At 28.7% G+C, this 17,759-nt stretch carries 19 protein-coding genes; 14 read left to right on the top strand and 5 right to left on the bottom strand.

Annotated elements, in window-relative coordinates:
- Nucleotides 1-27: 27 nt before the first annotated feature.
- On the bottom strand, nt 28-621 hold the full coding sequence (locus DFR85_RS16780) for a hypothetical protein (protein ID WP_110269274.1): 594 nt from the start codon (nt 619-621) through the stop codon (nt 28-30).
- Nucleotides 622-774: 153 nt separating this feature from the next.
- Between DFR85_RS16780 and DFR85_RS16785 the strand changes: the two genes are divergently transcribed.
- From DFR85_RS16785 to DFR85_RS16800, 4 genes are all read left to right on the top strand, one after another.
- Nucleotides 775-1,650, top strand: coding sequence for a mechanosensitive ion channel domain-containing protein (locus DFR85_RS16785; RefSeq protein ID WP_110269275.1), 876 nt, complete (start codon nt 775-777; stop codon nt 1,648-1,650).
- A 74-nt stretch (nt 1,651-1,724) separates the two neighbouring features.
- The gene (locus tag DFR85_RS16790; RefSeq protein WP_110269276.1) at nt 1,725-3,620 is read left to right on the top strand and encodes a COG1361 S-layer family protein; all 1,896 of its coding nucleotides are present in this window, start codon (nt 1,725-1,727) and stop codon (nt 3,618-3,620) included.
- 179 nt (nt 3,621-3,799) lie between these two features.
- A complete protein-coding gene (locus DFR85_RS16795; protein WP_110269277.1) occupies nt 3,800-4,555 on the top strand; it encodes a helix-turn-helix transcriptional regulator in 756 nt (251 codons plus the stop codon).
- A complete protein-coding gene (locus DFR85_RS16800; RefSeq protein ID WP_110269278.1) occupies nt 4,545-4,970 on the top strand; it encodes a hypothetical protein in 426 nt (141 codons plus the stop codon). Before DFR85_RS16795 ends, DFR85_RS16800 begins: the two co-directional genes overlap by 11 nt.
- Nucleotides 4,971-4,975: 5 nt before the next feature.
- Here the strand turns inward: DFR85_RS16800 and DFR85_RS16805 are convergent, their stop codons facing one another.
- From DFR85_RS16805 to DFR85_RS16815, 3 genes are all read right to left on the bottom strand, one after another.
- Entirely contained in the window at nt 4,976-5,398 is a 423-nt protein-coding gene (locus tag DFR85_RS16805) for a PaREP1 family protein (protein ID WP_110269279.1), read from the bottom strand.
- A gap of 83 nt (nt 5,399-5,481) precedes the next feature.
- Nucleotides 5,482-6,780, bottom strand: a complete 1,299-nt coding sequence (locus DFR85_RS16810) for an APC family permease (RefSeq protein WP_110269280.1) — start codon at nt 6,778-6,780, stop codon at nt 5,482-5,484.
- Between the two features lie 24 nt (nt 6,781-6,804).
- A complete protein-coding gene (locus DFR85_RS16815) occupies nt 6,805-7,044 on the bottom strand; it encodes a hypothetical protein (RefSeq protein WP_110269281.1) in 240 nt (79 codons plus the stop codon).
- Nucleotides 7,045-7,135: 91 nt separating this feature from the next.
- Here DFR85_RS16815 and DFR85_RS16820 point away from each other — a divergent pair, with 91 nt between their 5' ends.
- The 3 genes from DFR85_RS16820 (at nt 7,136) to DFR85_RS16830 (ending at nt 8,936) form a co-directional block, all read left to right on the top strand.
- Nucleotides 7,136-7,501 carry a hypothetical protein gene (locus DFR85_RS16820; RefSeq protein WP_246252961.1) on the top strand — a complete coding sequence of 122 codons (366 nt, stop codon included), beginning with the start codon at nt 7,136-7,138 and terminating at the stop codon, nt 7,499-7,501.
- A 27-nt stretch (nt 7,502-7,528) separates the two neighbouring features.
- A complete protein-coding gene (locus tag DFR85_RS16825; protein ID WP_110269282.1) occupies nt 7,529-7,993 on the top strand; it encodes an AAA-associated domain-containing protein in 465 nt (154 codons plus the stop codon).
- Between the two features lie 202 nt (nt 7,994-8,195).
- Nucleotides 8,196-8,936 (top strand): VIT1/CCC1 transporter family protein, encoded by a 741-nt coding sequence (locus DFR85_RS16830; protein WP_110269283.1) that lies wholly within the window; start codon nt 8,196-8,198, stop codon nt 8,934-8,936.
- Here the strand turns inward: DFR85_RS16830 and DFR85_RS16835 are convergent.
- Nucleotides 8,920-9,843 (bottom strand): MBL fold metallo-hydrolase, encoded by a 924-nt coding sequence (locus DFR85_RS16835; protein WP_110269284.1) that lies wholly within the window; start codon nt 9,841-9,843, stop codon nt 8,920-8,922. The genes DFR85_RS16830 and DFR85_RS16835 overlap by 17 nt on opposite strands.
- Nucleotides 9,844-10,071: 228 nt before the next feature.
- On the opposite strand from DFR85_RS16835, the gene DFR85_RS16840 reads away from it, so the two are divergent.
- From DFR85_RS16840 to DFR85_RS16870, 7 genes are all read left to right on the top strand, one after another.
- The gene (locus tag DFR85_RS16840) at nt 10,072-11,445 is read left to right on the top strand and encodes a nucleotide-binding protein (RefSeq protein WP_162582545.1); all 1,374 of its coding nucleotides are present in this window, start codon (nt 10,072-10,074) and stop codon (nt 11,443-11,445) included.
- A complete protein-coding gene (locus DFR85_RS16845) occupies nt 11,442-12,947 on the top strand; it encodes a glycosyltransferase family 2 protein (protein ID WP_110269286.1) in 1,506 nt (501 codons plus the stop codon). Before DFR85_RS16840 ends, DFR85_RS16845 begins: the two co-directional genes overlap by 4 nt.
- 20 nt (nt 12,948-12,967) lie before the next feature.
- Complete coding sequence (locus DFR85_RS16850; protein ID WP_110269287.1) at nt 12,968-14,299, top strand: DEAD/DEAH box helicase family protein; 1,332 nt, start codon at nt 12,968-12,970, stop codon at nt 14,297-14,299.
- Nucleotides 14,286-15,731 (top strand): endonuclease Bax1, encoded by a 1,446-nt coding sequence (bax1, locus tag DFR85_RS16855; protein WP_110269288.1) that lies wholly within the window; start codon nt 14,286-14,288, stop codon nt 15,729-15,731. The genes DFR85_RS16850 and bax1 overlap by 14 nt, the downstream gene beginning before the upstream one ends.
- Entirely contained in the window at nt 15,728-16,348 is a 621-nt protein-coding gene (locus DFR85_RS16860; RefSeq protein WP_110269289.1) for an HAD-IA family hydrolase, read from the top strand. The genes bax1 and DFR85_RS16860 overlap by 4 nt, the downstream gene beginning before the upstream one ends.
- A 745-nt stretch (nt 16,349-17,093) precedes the next feature.
- Nucleotides 17,094-17,279, top strand: coding sequence for a Sul7d family chromatin protein (gene sul7d / locus DFR85_RS16865; protein ID WP_110269290.1), 186 nt, complete (start codon nt 17,094-17,096; stop codon nt 17,277-17,279).
- Between the two features lie 104 nt (nt 17,280-17,383).
- Complete coding sequence (locus DFR85_RS16870) at nt 17,384-17,734, top strand: twin-arginine translocase TatA/TatE family subunit (RefSeq protein WP_246252962.1); 351 nt, start codon at nt 17,384-17,386, stop codon at nt 17,732-17,734.
- Nucleotides 17,735-17,759 lie beyond the last annotated feature (25 nt).

Genomic DNA, 17,759 nt, shown 5'->3' on the forward strand with positions numbered 1-17,759 from the left:
CTTATTTTCATAATAAATCGATGAACTTTAGTAAAAAAGATTATGAAGAATATTTAATCTATATTTTAAGATTCTTAAGCTTAAATCAATATGTTCATTTGCTACACTCTGCGTATACATAGAACAGAAATTTAGATCTAATATTTCCTTAGAAGTTTCCTTAAGGATTTTTTCAATAGTCTTAAAATCTATAGATTTTATGTTTCTTACACCAGAGTAAAAAGATTCATAATCACTCCACAAATTAAACCTCGATACCTTAGAATTAATTATCTGTTGTATGTAATATAATGGTTTCCATGCAGTTAAAGTATGTCCATGGTCTATTATGTATGCATTATTATCCTTCATTAATACATGATCTTCCTTCAAATCTATGTTTAGAGTCCATTCTTCGAATGCCAAAGCTTCTTTCAACTTTTCTATATTTAAAACAGTAGGAATTGCCCTATCAGGCAAATACTCCATAATGAAGCCTTTTTCTCCATCTTTTTCTATTATTTCAAGATCTAGAATCGGATATCCCAGATATCTTCCTAATTTTGAAGAAGATAATTCAGAAAAGACTTCTATTGCTATATTAACATCTTTCTCTTTCTTAAATTTCTTGAAAAACTTCACGCTATTTGCTCATGCTGCTAGATTTTAAATTCTTCCTAAAGTGACACAAATACTATCTATAGCTTACGTTTTCTAATATGTAATTATTAAGTATATAGATTAGGAAAACTGTTTTAACATTAAATTAATAAACAGTTACTACTAAAAAGTTCCATGGCATATAGAAATCAATCTATAAAAATACTTTTAACATTAATAATATTGGCAATAATAGCATTCTCATTACATTTAATATCACATTATTTAATAACATATGTTAAACCATTAGCTCCATATGTTAATTACGTCGATTTAGCTATAGACGCTGCAATTGTAGGAATTGGAGGATATATACTTATAAGAATACTTCAAAAAATAATTTCCATTTATCTACTATCTAAAGTCGAAACGTCTACTGCTCATACTTTAAGCTTAGTCCTTAATATAATGCTATATTCTATCCTTGTTTTAGCAATATTAGCCGCATTGGGAGTAAATTTAACAGGAGCAGCTATTGGAGGAGCTATTGGAGGTATAGCTATTGGTTTAGCAGCTCAAACATTCCTATCAAATATATTATCAGGACTTATGGTTACCTCTAGTAAAACTTTAAGGCCAGGCGATGCAGTATCCTTGTCTTCATGGATATGGGGATCTCCCATTATAGGAGAAACCCAGAAAGTAAGTATTTTATTCACAGAAGTAAAAACAATCTACGGCAATGTAGTTAAGATACCAAATTCTGCTTTCTTAGGTAATACGGTATTTACAAAATTAGAGGGAGGTAATTCACTTATTTACTCATTTCAAGTTACACTAAATGCAGACGTAGCAGCTGATCAAGTACTAGTTAAGGCACAGAATTATATAAAAGACGATTTCACTAAATTACGATTAACATTTCCAGAAATATATTTCTCTGGCAAAAATGGAGGAACAAATACATTTACAGTGATACTACATTTTCAAAATTTAATAGATTTGAATAAATTGCTTGACCTAATAAATAAAGCATTCGATAAAGCCTATTGGGATTCTAAAAAACAATGATAATTAAAAAAATTTCTTAGATATATCGATATAACTTAGAAGAACTTAAATATTTAGATATATCTTTTTTCATTATGCGATACAAAGCCTTATGGAAAACACTTTTAGTATTATTCTTAATAATTATTAATTCTGAAGGAATATATTTAGGTTTCAATCAAAGTTCAACGTTCATAGGTTATGCTAAGCCTCAAACGCTAATTGCCCCAGGAGAAACCGAAGTTCCAATAACATTTAGCATAACCAATTTAGGAAATACTTTATATAACGTATCTATAACTCCTCTTCAGATTTTTCCATTTTACCTTTATAAATACTACAACACTACAGATATAGTCAATATACCAATATGGGAACATGGACAAGAAATCAATATTACTTTCCTTTATAACATAAATTCCACAGCATTAGATGGAGTTTATAAAATATCATTGGATATAAATGCTACAAACGTAACTAAAATAGTATCTTTCTCTGTACCAATCTTAGGTTATGTAAAGATAACAGCGCAAGGTGTCTGGGGATCTTTAAACTCACCGCTAGTAGTAGCACCAGGAGAGACTAATTTGCCATTGAGTATTATACTAGTTAATGAAGGAAACGTAGAAGGATATAATGTATCTATAACTCTTAACTCAACATATCCAATTAAATTCGAGCAAAAGAAAGTTGATATAGGATATTTACCAATAGGTCAACCAATAACAGCTACTATATACGCATCTATTTATAATAATGCATCAGAAGGAGTATATAATATACCGATAACCATTAACTATTTTAAGAATTCTAATGAAAAAACATTAATTTCAGTGCCTATAAATGGATATGAGAATTTCTCAATTTCTGCTTTATGGGGAACTCAATCTAGTCCCATGACTGCGTCACCAGGAAGTGAAAATTTGCCATTGACATTTATAGTCAAAAATTTAGGTAATGTATTAGCATCAAATGTTAGTATATTTCTAAAACAAGCATATCCGCTTAAAATATCTCAGAAATATGTTTCTATTGGAATAATACCAGCGGGAGAATATAATTTAGCTACTATAACTGCTAGTGTATATTCTAACGTTACACCTGGTATATATTATATACCAGTAATATTACATTATTTTGAAACCAATGTAACACAATATGTTCCACTCCTTATTTCCTCACCTAAAATTGCAATAAATATTCTTACGCTTCCGCCCCAAATATTTCCAGGATTCTATGACGTTAGAGTCAGTGCTATAGTATTAAATTATGGAAACGGAATAGCTGAAAATTCCACAGTTTCATTGTCATCTCCATTTCCGATTGTTTCATCAAATAATGTATCTTTAGGTGCTATACCTATAGGTGTTCCAGAAAATGTGACATTCTTAATAAATGTTCCAAATTCTACACCTGCTGGAAATTATATATTAAAATTCCATATAAAATATGACGGAGGAAGTTTAGTTAAATATTATAATCTTACAATCTATCCAAAAGCCAATATTATAATAGTCTCCACTTATTATCCTACACTTAATCCAGGCTCTTCCAAAGTACCTATAACATTAACTTTCAAAAATATAGGAAACGCGGAAGCTAAAAATATTATAGTAAGATTAGGAACGTCAAACGTAATATATCCTCATGTAAGTTCTTCAAATCCGTTAGCAGCATTAACTGCTTCTGAAATATTTATAGGAAATTTAAAGCCAGGTCAAGAGACCAATGTTACATACATAGTTGATATAAGTAGTGGAGCTACAGCTGGAAAATATCCATTAGCATTTGCCTTAATTTGGAATCAGACAGGATCCATAATACCTCTTTACGAAACAGATCAAGTTAACATTACTATATCTCCTACTCTTCTCTCTCAAATAAGCAGTGTAAACGTTGTTAGTATTCCAGTTTTATATTTAATAATAGTTATCATTGTACTTATAGTTATAATAGCTATAATAAGTGTAAGAGCTAGAAGAAAGAGATAAAGCTTTTTTATACAAATATCTTCCTACTAATTAATGAGTAGTGTAATAAAATCATTAACAATACTAGGTATTTATCTAAGGCCAATTTATTCTGCATTAGCCATGATACTAGTTTTCATATTATACTTTATTCTCTCCTTGATATCGCTTTTAACTTTATTTTTTACTCGTGGACTATAATGAAGGCTATATTATTACTTATTCTACCTATTATATTTTCTTTAGCATCTAGTGCATATAATACAGTAAATATTAACTATAATGGTCATGTAATTATTTATGATACACAATCTAAAGAGCTCTATATACCCCCAAATGCCAGAAATCTTTCAATAAACGTAAAATACGTGATCGAAAACAATACTATTATATTATCTTCAATTCCAGCTACAATAAGCTATTATGAGAATTTTTCTGGTGTAATTTCGTTTTCTGAGAATTTTACATCTAAAATTATAATAATTTTACCATCATATATTAAACTATCATACATTTCTATGTCACCAATTTCCTTCAAATATTATAATGATTATTTTAATTTAACATTTATCTCTAAAAACATAACTATATTATATTACGTTAGTGGCTATACATATACTACGGAGGTTTCACATAATAAAATATCTATCTTTTTTATTGGATTTTTAGTTTCTTTATTTTCTACTACATTTCTCTTATTTTTGCTGATAAAAAGAAATAGAGTTAATATTAATTTTGAGGAAAATACCAATACATTAGATGATCGAGATAAAAAAATTATTGAAGCTATAAAAAATGGAGCAGATAATTTAACTAGAATATCGGAGATGACGCAATTACCTAGGACTACTGTTTATAGAAGAGTAAAGAGGCTAAAAAGTCTTGGCTATTTAGCAGAAATTAGAGAAAAAGGAAAGGTAAAATACCTAGTGAAGGGAGATAAAAATGAACAATAAACTATTACTAGCCTTATTTATAATCTCGTTATTAGTTCTTGTATATTCTACAACTGAACTTACTAGTAATATCGTAATTCATAAAATTTCTAGAACGCAGTATTATACTTTCTCGTATAATTATAGCCAAGTTATATTAATACACTTTAAGAACTTTGGAGACTATACTTTCCATTTAAATGTTACTAACAATAACATAAACCAAGTATATGCTATTGTTATAGTAAAACCAATAATGTCACCGATAATTTTAAAGAGAAATGTCATTACTTTGTCGTCATTGAATAATACCTTTGTAATATTTCTTCATCCTGGAAAATATGTTCTTGAAATATATATATCTGGTATAGCAACAAAGAATCTTACAGTAACACAATTACGTAATTATATCAGCATAACGTTGTATAAATCCTAGACTTTTTAACTTATTGCTATTTCACAATTTTCTATAAATCTTTCAACTTTAACAAAATAGAATTGTAAATCTGATTCCTCAAAGTTCTCGGATATATAACCCTCATAATGTAACTTTAATCCTAATTCCCATGCTTCGTCTATCCAATCTCCCAGGATATCCGAAATCTTAGGGATTGCGTTCCTCAAATCTTCTGAAATACCCAAATAGCTCTTGAGAGATTTCATCCCTTCAAGTATTGCCTTATATAAGTCTTCTGAAGCTGCAGCAGGTAGACTCATGTTAAGTTCAGCCTGCTCTAAATAGAATTTAGCAGATTCTAGTCTTATCTTAGCTACCTCTTTTTCATCTACTTTCCCTTCTAATGCTTCTGCTAAATCTTGTGGACTACTTTTACCTACTTCTAAAATTACTTCTGCCAGATTCACAAGATATAAATTAATGAAGAAGATGTTTTAAAGTGAACTATTAGATATTACATAAAAATTTCAATTTTTATATCATTTATATATCAGTATTTAGATTTACTAATATACCTATAGATAATCACGATTGCAGCTACAAAAAGAATAACACCTATTGAAATTATTGAAGTAAGTTGAATAGGAATTAGGTTAGAATAAATTCCATACATCATTATTCCTGAACTAGAAATTGCTAATAAAATATCTATAAAGGAAATTTTAGATATCTTTCTGATAAAAAACGGATATACGGCAGAAACTATAGAATGAGAGGCAAATAAGGTAATAAGAGATATTTCAGTGGTAAAATAATATATTAATTGTAATTGTCCTGTTATACTACCTAACACATTAAAAATAAGAAAAAATATAAACACTGTAAGAATAGATTTTAGCATATTTTTAGATACTAATGTATATGTTAGCCTAGATAATGCTACGTATGCAGAAATAGCCGAACCTAACAAACTATTTACTGTAAAAATAAAAATAATAAATGCAAAAGTAAACCCCATAAATTTCTCTGATATATAGAATCCTGGAAATTCAGTTATATTAAGCAAATTAGTTACTCCTAGATTACTGTATCCAGCAGCAGCTATCTCATAATATGAGGCAAAAATAACCGCTATAGATGCTATCACAAAGGCTATAAGATAAGAAGAACCAATTGTCTTTCCTTTACCCTTAGCCTCATAGCCTAAAAAGAAAGACGCGCCGCCTCCAGCTAATGTGAATGCTACAGCTAAAGCCCCACTCCAGAAATCATATTGCGGTACCGTAATGAAAAATGGCTCTAATGAAAAACCTTTAATTATCAAAACTTTGAAACCTAGAATTATTATCAGAATTACCTCTATAGTTGAAGATATTAATGAATAAAATAATGGTGGCTTTATTCCAGATATCATTAATAATGTCAATATTATTGGAATAGTTACTTCAATAATAGATAAATATATGCTTTGGAAGTTAATGACAGTAGGTAATACAATACCTACTAGATAAGTTGTGACAGACGGTAAATATATGGCATAACTTATCCAATAAAGCCATCCTGCTATTGAGCCTATTGTTTCTCCAGATGCTTGTCTAGCAAATTCATATGTTCCTCCAGTAGATGCTATTACTTTTGAATATCTATAGCCTATTATAACCCAAAGTAAATAGACGAACACTCCTACTATAGAAGCCAATCCTGTTGAAGCTAATGAGGACGCTAAAGCAAACGTTAGATATGCAGAAACTGAACCTAATGGAGCTATTGAACTCAAAGATTGAGAAATTACTAGATATTTTGGTATAGAATTTTCTTTTGGCTCGAGCTTCTTGGATAGACTAACCATATTGTAACTTTAATGAATTTACTTTTATATATAAAGCTTCTTCAAGAATTTCCAGACAATTATAGGCATTATTATGAGGAATGCTGTTATTATGGCAAGTACTATCATGTGGAAATAATAAAGTATAAGCCCCATATAATAACCAGCATATATACTATAGAATATTAACGTATCTCCTAGTTTAGGCTTTTTTATGATAAAGAACGTTATAAAAGCAGTGGTTATAAAGAAACCACCTATTATTGCTGGTATTAAAATATTCATAAAGCAATAATACACTTTAAAAAATAAAAGCTTTGTTTTTGATTTTTATTGAAAGAAATGTTTATCACTAACCTTTTTTAATAGGTAATAAATGATTAGATATTCATACTATCTACTAGGATCTTCAATATCTCTGTTTATTGGAGGTATAATGTTAATTGGAAAAGTTCCCTTAATTTTGACAATTTCTACATTAATTATAGTAATTTTTCTTATATATCTAGCATATTCTATAAATTCTAAAAAGAAAAAGGCACTAATAAACCTAGGTTTAGTTTTAGGAATATTAAGCATAATAATTTCAGCTACTTCTCCTGCACATTTTAATGCACTTAAACAGTTTGGTAATGGATATTACATTACAATTTTAGATATATTGATGATCTTAGGTTTTTATGGATTTCCACTTGCATATATAATTGAATGGCTAACACAAATGAAAAAATCGAAAGTTTAATATACTAATATCCTTAAAAATGTTCATGTGAAAATCGTAGACCCTGGAGCTAGAGTAGCAGATCTTTTAGGATTATTAAGTATATTACAAAATACATTCAATGGTAAAACGGACCTTTATCAACTTGAAAAAGAAATGGAAGTAGATTTAGATGATCTAATGCCTATAGTCTATACAGCAAGTTATTTAGGGTTCATTACCGTAGGAGAAGGTGATATAATAATATCTGATAAAGGAATAGATTTCCTTAATTCTAACATAAAGAAGAGAAAAGAAATCCTAAAGGAAAGTTTACTAGATGTAGAACCATTTGCTACAGCTAAAGATCTAAAATCATTTACGCTAGAAGAATTAAAAGATTCGTTAGAGAAAAAGGGTATTAACATATATAATAGTCCTGAAGGCCTCTATGATTTGCAAATAACCTTATCAGAATGGGGAATTTATTCTGGCTTTATCTCTAGACATAACGACATATATAAGATAAATTAATATCTCTATATTTTGCAAGCATTGGGTAACATAATTTATGGCTAAAATTTCTTATTTTAGAAATTTTTAGATGATGCTTATAAAAAAATTCATCTAAATACTAATTTATCTTATTATTACGAAAAGTCGTAATTGAAGAAATCTTTTTACGAAATGTCGTAATCCAAGAATAATTTTTAAGATTATACTATATAATGAATTTATGCAAGAGTCGCAAAAAGAACCTGTTATACATTATACCGAGGAAGCCGATACTTTTAGGACAAAGGTCTTCGGAATTCAGGACGGACTTATTGGAGTAGGTAGCATAACTATAGGTGCAGCAGGTTTTTCACATGATCCTTTGATAGTTGTAGTTATGGGATTAATAGCAACAATAGGTCAAGGATTCTCTATGGGAATTGGTGAATATATCTCTACAAGAGTTAGAATGCAAGTTATAGCAAACGAGATAAAGAAAGAAAACTATGAAATTAACAATTTCCCAGAAAAAGAAAGAGACGAGCTAATAGGATTCTATATGAGGAAAGGCTTGGGCAAAGAAGAATCAGAAAAAATAGCCGACATAGTAATGAAGGATAAAAAAGTAACTCTTAATGAAATGATGATGCATGAACTAAGAATATTTCCAGAAGAATTTGAGAATCCTATTAAACTTGGTTTTTTGATGAGCCTTTATTTAATTATAGGTGGTATAGTTCCGCTTGTGCCTTTTATTTTATCAATTTTTATTAAATTTGACTTCTATTACGCATTATTAAGTTCTGTCGCAATAATTATAGCAACACTAGGAATATTTGGAAGTCTAGCTACAAAGTATACTGGATTGCATAAAAGTAGAGGAGCACTAGAGCAAATAAGTGTAGGAATAATAGCATTAATAGGAAGTTATTTGGGGGGTTTAATATTAGCACACTTTATACCTATTAGCTATCTACCTTAAGAATCTCAGCTAGGTTCCTTGGTATACGAGCCGGTTTATTTTCCTCCTTAAATAACTCTTTTCTTCTGGCCTCCAATATTTCTGGTTCTTTATTAAGATATTCTGCAGCTGTTATAACTCTAGCATTAACACTTTTAGCTACTTCATAAACTCTAGATAGTACTGATTTATAATTAATATCCCTCAAAACATGATGATCAACTATCATAGTTTCTAATCCTTCTTTTACGATATGTTCTAAATTATCTATTGATTTATCTAAATCTTCTTGCTTTAATGCGTAGCCCAAAAGATAACTTAACGGACCGTCAATAATTATTGTATTAGGTTTGAGTTCTTCTGTGAACTTTATATGCATGTCTCTTGGTGCACCTTCAATGTCCGAAGTTATCAAAAGAGTTTGATCACCGTCTCTTATACCCACTTGAACCACATATCCTAATCTCTCATCTGCTCCATGAGGTACTGCATTAGAGAAAAATATTTTTGTAGAACCTATCTCTATTTTTTTACCTTCGGCAACCTCTATAGAAGATGGCAAACTTTTAATGGAGTTTAGAAACTTAGGAGCTCTTATTCTCCTTTGACTGTTATTTATCATATTTTTAGGATCTTTTATGAAAACTTTTTTATTTTTATAGATATCTCTTGGGATAATATACCCAGGATCATGATGATCATAATGGTAATGTGTAACTATAATGACATCTGCTAATCTTGCTTTTTCAGTTACGATTTTGGCTAATTCAGATAACTTATCGACTTCTTTTTGATGCGGAGGTAGACCATATCGTCTCGGAGCTAAGGAAACCGCCGGGTCTATTAGAATTCTAATGTCTTTAGTCTCAATAAAAGTAGCCTGAGATCTCACGCCTAAACTTTCAAACGCTAAAGGTTCGATTATCATAGTTTAATTATATTTGTCACTACCCTTATAACTCAATAGTAAACTTAACTAAATATTATATAAATCAAACTCCGATAATAGTTAACTTAACATCTTAAGTTTTATATTACCCATAAAGAAGGTTTTTAGTAAATAATACTAACGCTATAAGACACTAATATTATACTGAAAATAATATAATAAAAGTCTTTAAATATTTTTATATACTACATATTGTTTAAGATAGATTTGAGTACTAGTGAGGTCTACAGAATTACAATACTAGGAATAAAAGGAGGAGTAGGCAAATCTACAACTGCACTTAGCCTAGGAAAAGCGCTGGCTATGAATTCAAAGAATGTTTTATTAGTAGATAGAGATCTTATAGGATATTCTTCTTATATTATGGGAATAAGAGATAAAGGTATCTTAGCTAAAGTTGTAGATGATGAGGATAATTTTGGCAATAGTTACAAGGAAATAGCCATAAATGAGGGAACTTTAGGAGTTATAAAATTATTTGGGGATGGAGATAGATTTCAGGATGATATAGATAAAATACATAAAAACAAGTATTTAATGGAACAGTTTTCGTTATTATATAAAAGATTCTTAGTTTATAGAAAATATGATTATTATATAATAGATAATCCTCCATTGGTTACGAGTAATAGTGAAGTAGCAAAACATGAATTACAAGTATTTTATTCTTTATTCGAAAATGCCAAAAATCTTAGGATCTATATAACTAATTACTCAGAAAACTCTATCCAAAATACGATAGATTACATCAAAAATATTGAAGGTAATACAACATATCCTGGGATACCGCTATCATTTATTATAAATTTGGTTCCAAATACATATGACGAACTTCAGCATGCTAAAGATAAAATGAAAAAAATAATTTCTAATCTTAATATAGCTTTTGGACTAGTTATCCCATTAAATGAGAAATTAATTAATTTTTCTGGAAATATAGTTGAAATTCCAATTCCAGAAGAAATAAATGAGCTTGCCATAAATATTATTGATAAAAAATTTGCTGATCATAAAATATTGTCTGTTGCTCCAAAATCTTTGGAAAATATATTAAATTCTAATTCAGTCATATTAATAGAGGGTGTACCAAATTCTAAGAAAACAAATCTGATATTAAATATTTCTAAAACATTAAATAATAGGAAAAAAGTAATAATATTAGTTTCTACTAATGATAGAATATATGATATATTTAAAAGAAATGATATTAATTTTATAAATATTTCTATATTGCCAAAATATAGAGAAGAAAGATTTGTGATAAAGAACATAAGTGATGTAATAAAACTTTCAAAAAGACTAAGCAACGAAATTCTTGACGAGATTAAAGATATTGACAATCCAGCTATAATACTCCATAGAACTAACGATATAACACCGGCATCTAACTGTTGCGATTTGCATGCAGAAAAAAATGAATTTTGGAATTCATTTATAAATTATTTAAAATATAAGAAAAACTCACAAATATTTTTAATTTGTGATAAAATTGCAGACGATTGCGATGAAATAAAATCATTTGTTGAGTATGATATTTACACTTTTGAAAATGGAGAATATGAAATAAGGGATATTTTGTGAAAGTAGCTAACTTGATATTCTCTCTATCCCCTTTTTTCGTATCTACCATTTTTACATATATTACTTTTGTCAGTTTTGCAACTGCAATTATTGCTTTTGGAATTTGGATTTCAATGGTAGTTGGATTTTATATATTTCTAGATTTCTTTATTTTAAGTATAAGATCTAAAAAATATTCTGTAAAACTTGTAGGAAAGGAAACTAGATATAAAGTAGCGGCATTTGTCACCTCATTTAACGAGGATCCAAAAATAGTTGAAGGAACTCTTATGTCTATAAAGACTGCTATAGGTAATTTGGGAAATGTCTTCTTACTTGATGATTCCACTAATAATAAAATCTCTACCGAATTAAAAAATTTTTGCAATAAAAATGATATAATTTATTTACATAGAGAAAAAAGAAGAGGATATAAAGCAGGAGCAATAAACGATGCGTTAAAGAATATTAGCGAAAAATATGATTTTGTAGCAATATTTGATGCGGATCAGAGACCTGTTGAAGACTTCTTTAAGCAAGTATTACCATACTTTTCAGATCCTGCAGTAGCCCTAGTTCAAGTTCCTCAAAACTACTCAGAAATAAATTCTGGGATAGCATCAGGTGCTAAATATCAACAAGAACCATTTTTAAGAATAATTATGAGAGGGAGATCCATGTCCTCAGCTTTCTCACTAGGTTCTGGTAGCGTTTTTAGAATAAGCGCTCTAAAAGATGTTGGATATATGTCTGAAAATAGCGTTACAGAAGACGCTGCTACTTCGATAAAGATTCATGAAAAAGGATATAAATCAATATATATAGACGCTCCATTAATATGGTATGGCGAACCTCCACAAGATCTTAATGCTTACATGATACAACAATCAAGATGGGCATTTGGATATTTTCAATTAACAAAAGAAATTATATTTAGTAACTTAGATTTTTCAAAATTTTTTGATTATTTTTCTGGAACATTGTATTGGATAAAAGAAGGACCTATTACCCTGATAGAATTTTTAGCTCCAATATTTTTCTTAATGTTTAAAATTCCTATTATGAAAATAAATCCTGTGTGCTACCTTTTGGCATACATACCATACTTGATTTTCACTATAGCATTATTTATTTTTGCTACAAGAGATAAAACAGAATATGGAATAAAAGGATTCTATTTTCATCAAAGTGTAGAGTATCTAGAATTTCCTAGTATAACATTAGCGTTCGTTTCATGGATAATGAGAAAAAGAACTCCTTTTAAGGTTACTCCAAAAGAAACAAGAAAATTCAACTTAAATTTAATATTGCCTCATTTATTTATACTTTTCTTACTAATATTTAGCGATATTTTAGGATTTATATGGCTATTTTCCGTAAGATCATATACCTTAGCATACGCAATAAGTATCAATATATTTTGGGCAAGCTATCAAATTCCATTTCTTATTGGTGGTGTAATTCTCTCAAAAGAATTTTATAAGGAGAAAAAATACGTTAGTATGAGTAAAGTTAATAATTAGCATAACATTTTTTTATCAAATTGGTAGTCCTTAGATATTACAAAGGATTAATAATTTCTGATTCTTATGCACCAGGCTTAGAATGGAATGATGAATTAAAGAACTATGTTGGGTTTGGATATAAATATAGAGATGTTTTGAAATATTTCAAAAAATCTGGAATTGAAATCAAAGACTACGTAATGCAATCATTGCCATTCCCGTTGATTAAAGATAGTTTAAAATTGAGAGAATATCAAGAGAAGGCTTTAGACTCATGGTTAAAGTTAAAGCGGGGCATAATAGTCTTACCTACAGGTTCTGGAAAAACTGCGGTAGCATTGAAAGCTATTTCGGTTCTTAAAGTTTCAACTATTATTATAGTTCCTACAATAGATCTAGTAAACCAATGGTATGATAATATTCTCAAATTTTTGAGAGTAAGTTCAGGAAGAATAGGAGGAGGATATGATGAAATTAAAGGAATTACAGTAATAACCTATGATTCCGCATATACTAGAATAGAAGAGATAGGCAATAGATTTTATTTTGCCATATTCGATGAAGTTCATCATTTACCTTCTGAAGGATATTCTAATATAGCTGAAATGTTGGTCTCTCCATATAGACTAGGTTTAACCGCTACGCCAGAAAGAGAAGATGGAAGACATGTTATATTGCCTAATATTGTTGGACCAGAAGTTTTCAGAATAAAACCATCTCAATTAGCTGGAAAATACCTATCTCAATACGAAATTGAAAAAATATACGTAAATTTAACAGATAAAGAAAAAGAGAAATATGATGAATTAAGAGAGAAGCTTAATAATTTTCTTAAAAAGAAGAAATTTAAATTAGATAGTTTAAGAGCTTTTCATAGACTTTTAGCTATGGCAGGACGGGATCCAGAAGCTAGAGAGGCATTAATGGCCTGGCATGAATCATTAAAATTATCAGTAAATTCTGAAGCTAAAATAGATAAACTTAGAGAAATCCTAAAGGATAGTGAACAAGACAAAATTATAATATTTACTAGAGATATTGATATGTGCTATAGAGTGTCGAGAGAATTCCTAATACCTGCAGTTACATATAAAACACCAAAAGATGAAAGAAATGAAATACTAAGGAAATTTAAGGAAAATAAATACAGAGTTATAGTAGTTTCTAATGTGTTCGACGAAGGAGTTGATATTCCTGATGCTAATTTAGCAATAGTATTAGGTGGTTATGGTAGTTCAAGACAATTTTTACAGAGACTAGGACGTATCTTAAGAATGAAAGAAAATAAAAAGGCAAAATTAATAGAAATTATAACTAAAGGAACATCCGATTATAGATTAAGTAAGAGGAGGTCTCGTGCTACCATCTGAATTATCAAGATATAGAATAATTGGAAATAATATAGTTCCATTATTAGCGTCAGAAGAAGACATATCTATAGCATCTGAAATAATTAAACTCTTTAAAGTAGGAGATAAATTAGGTAACATTCAAGATGGAGAGAAAGTTCTAGAACAAATATATCAGTATGATTCGAATCTTCTAAAATTTATTCGTGGGCTATACAGAATTATGTTAAGAAAATGTACGCTTACTGGAGAATCTCCTATAGAGCCAATACTGATAAGAAGAGAATTATTTTCTAAAGGACCGGCAATTAATGATAAAGATAGACAAAAAATACTAAATCATGTGTCAAATTCACTAAAAATCGATGCAGAAAGGTTTATGTATTCCGATTTAGATAGCGAGAAGGTAGTCTCGTCAATAGAAGATATATCTCCAGAGAAATTATTAAAGGAATATAATTTATCTTTATTACAAACTTTGTTATTCAAATGTTATAAAATTAGAGTTCAAGTTCAGGATAATTGGAAAGAAATAGCAAGAAGAATTAAGTGGCTAGGTTTGATGTACTTTGCTTACGAGAATCCAATAAGTATAGAAATCATGGGACCCGCAACTCTCTTAAAACTTACAGAAAAATATGGAAGAAATATAGCTATTTTATTACCATATATTTTATCATCTAAAAACTGGAAAATAGAAGCTGAAATAGTAATCGGAAAGAATAAAAGAAGAATTTATAAACTTGAATTATCTAATATTGATTTTATAGAATATAATAAGGAAAAATATGAAAAGGAATTTGATAGTTCAATAGAAGAGAAATTCTATAATGATTTCAAAAATAGTATTAAAGATTGGAATATCGTAAGAGAACCAGAAGCATTAGTAGTAAATAAACATCTATTTATCCCAGACTTTAAAGTTATGAAAGGGAATTTGTCCATTTACATAGAAATAGTAGGCTTTTGGACTAAAAATTACATTAGAGAAAAAATTTCAAAACTAAAAGATACTAAAGCTCCCATATTAGTGCTTTTAAATTCTGAACTCAGTAAGGAAGATTTTGAGGATTTTCAAGTAATAAAATTTAAGGGAAAAGTTAACATAGCAGAAGTTTACAAATGGTTAAAAGATTATGAAAGGAAAAATGCCAAATACGAAATAAATTATTCTTTAGATAAGGATATAGTATCAATAAAAGAAATATCTAAAAAGACTAATATACCCGAAGATATCTTAAGAAAGAATCTAAAGAAGTTTTCAAATTATACTTTTATAAGAAATTATTATATTAAAAACAATATACTAGACGAGCTAAAACAAATAGATTTCTCAAATAAAAAATTAAGTGAATTAATTAATAAATATGGAGATTATATAGTTGAGGTATTAGACTTTTTAGGATATAAACTTAAATGGATTAACATAACAGATGCTATTGTAACAAAATGATTAAAGCAGCAATATTTGATTTAGATGGAACCCTTGTATCTACTGCAAATGTTCATAAAACTGCATGGGAACTAGCTCTTAAAGATCTTAACATATCAGTAAATGTTAAACTAGATAATTTAATGGGTATGAGAACTATAGAAATTGCAAAAATATTAGGTGGAGATAGATACTTAGAACTATTTAATAAAAAGAACGAATATTATAAAGATCTTGTAATAAAAATGGCAAAGCCAACACCATGTGCAGTAGAAATTCTTAAGAATTTAAGAGAAAATAACATCAAAATAGCTATTGTAACATCTTCGCTTAAGGCCTCTGCTGAATTATCATTAAGTATTCTAAATTTTTCTCCAGATCTACTTATAGCAGGCGATGAAGTTAAAAATGGAAAGCCAAACCCCGAACCGGTTATCTCAGCATTAAATAAATTAATGGTAAAAGCAGACGAAACTTTTGCTGTAGGCGATACTATGCAAGATATTATAGCATATAATAGGTCAAATATTCAAAAAATATATTTAGTAATAAACGATATAAACATAAATAGAGAAGAAGCTAAAAACTACGGGGCAAGAATAATTAATACCTTATGCGATTTATTTAAGGAGATTTAATACATTTTTACCACCCGCCTAATTTTTACCTAATAGTTTAGTTTGATCTAAAGCAATTATTGGCCCGTGTTTAAACACTTTTACAAAACTTCTTCTCAAAGCATATTTGTTTACCTTGTAAACTATTTTTTTTAACATTTTTCTCATTCATCTCTATGTCGATTGAACATATTTTATCTTATTTTCATAATACTATAAAGTTTTTATGCCCTACGATGTAGAACTTAAACAAAATAAAAATATAATGTGGACAAATTATATAAATCTGAATATTTTTCAACGTAAACTAAAGTTAAGTATACTACAATAAGATATAGAAAAATTTATATTATAGTAATTAGGAATATAATGTTCTAGTCTTCCAGCTAGAAGCTAATAGAAAATTATTATCATAATTATTCTAGTATATTACAAAATTATTCTGCATTTTACTATGTAAAACTCTATATTTTGTCAGTATTTATTAGTATATACTTTAATTCATTCCATAATTTAATTATTATATTAAAAATTGCAGCTCTTATCTCATGAAGTTAAATTTAGATTAAAAAATCTCAATATAATTTAAATAATTTATAAAAAGATAATAAATCAGCTTCAATAAAATTTTCTCTTGTTTAGTTTTGACTCTTTCAAGATAAAATTGTCAAAATAAAAGTATACGTTTCCCTAAAGGAAATATCATAAGTAGTACTCAACTTGTTAACGTAATCTTTTTTAACCTCGCTGAGAAGAGAAGAACTTGATGGCAACAAAAATAAAATTCAAGTATAAGGGAGAAGAGAAGGAAGTAGACATATCAAAAGTAAAGAAAGTATGGAAAGTAGGAAAAATGGTATCATTCACATATGACGACAACGGAAAAACTGGTAGAGGAGCAGTAAGCGAAAAAGACGCGCCAAAAGAATTACTAGACAAGCTAGGAAAATAAATTAATTATTTTTTATTTTTTATTTTATAAAAACGTAATCTTTAACACTGTCCACATTATTTATGAATTTTCCACAATCGCAATGTTTTTAAACTTTGGTTCGTATGTGTTATTTAAGGATTGATAGAATGATTGGTGGTAATTTAAGCCCAACAGATTTAGGTATTATAATCCTCGTAGCGGTTTTATTATTCTTTGGAACAAGCAAGATTCCAGAATTATTTAGAAATATGGGCAAGGCAGTAGGGGAATTCAAGAAGGGTAGATTAGAGTCCGAAATGGAGATTAATCAAATGCAACAAACTGTTCCTCAAACTCAAGTAAGTCAACAACCCACTCAACAAACTACTCCTGCTAGTTCACAAGCTAATCCACAAGATTTAGAGAAGCAAATAAGAGACCTACAAAACCAGTTAGAACAATTAAAAAAGCAACAAAACCAAACAACAAGTTAAATAATTTTTTCCAAAAAATATTAAG

Origin of the sequence: Acidianus brierleyi, assembly GCF_003201835.2 — an archaeon.
Taxonomy (GTDB): Archaea; Thermoproteota; Thermoprotei_A; order Sulfolobales; family Sulfolobaceae; genus Aramenus; species Aramenus brierleyi.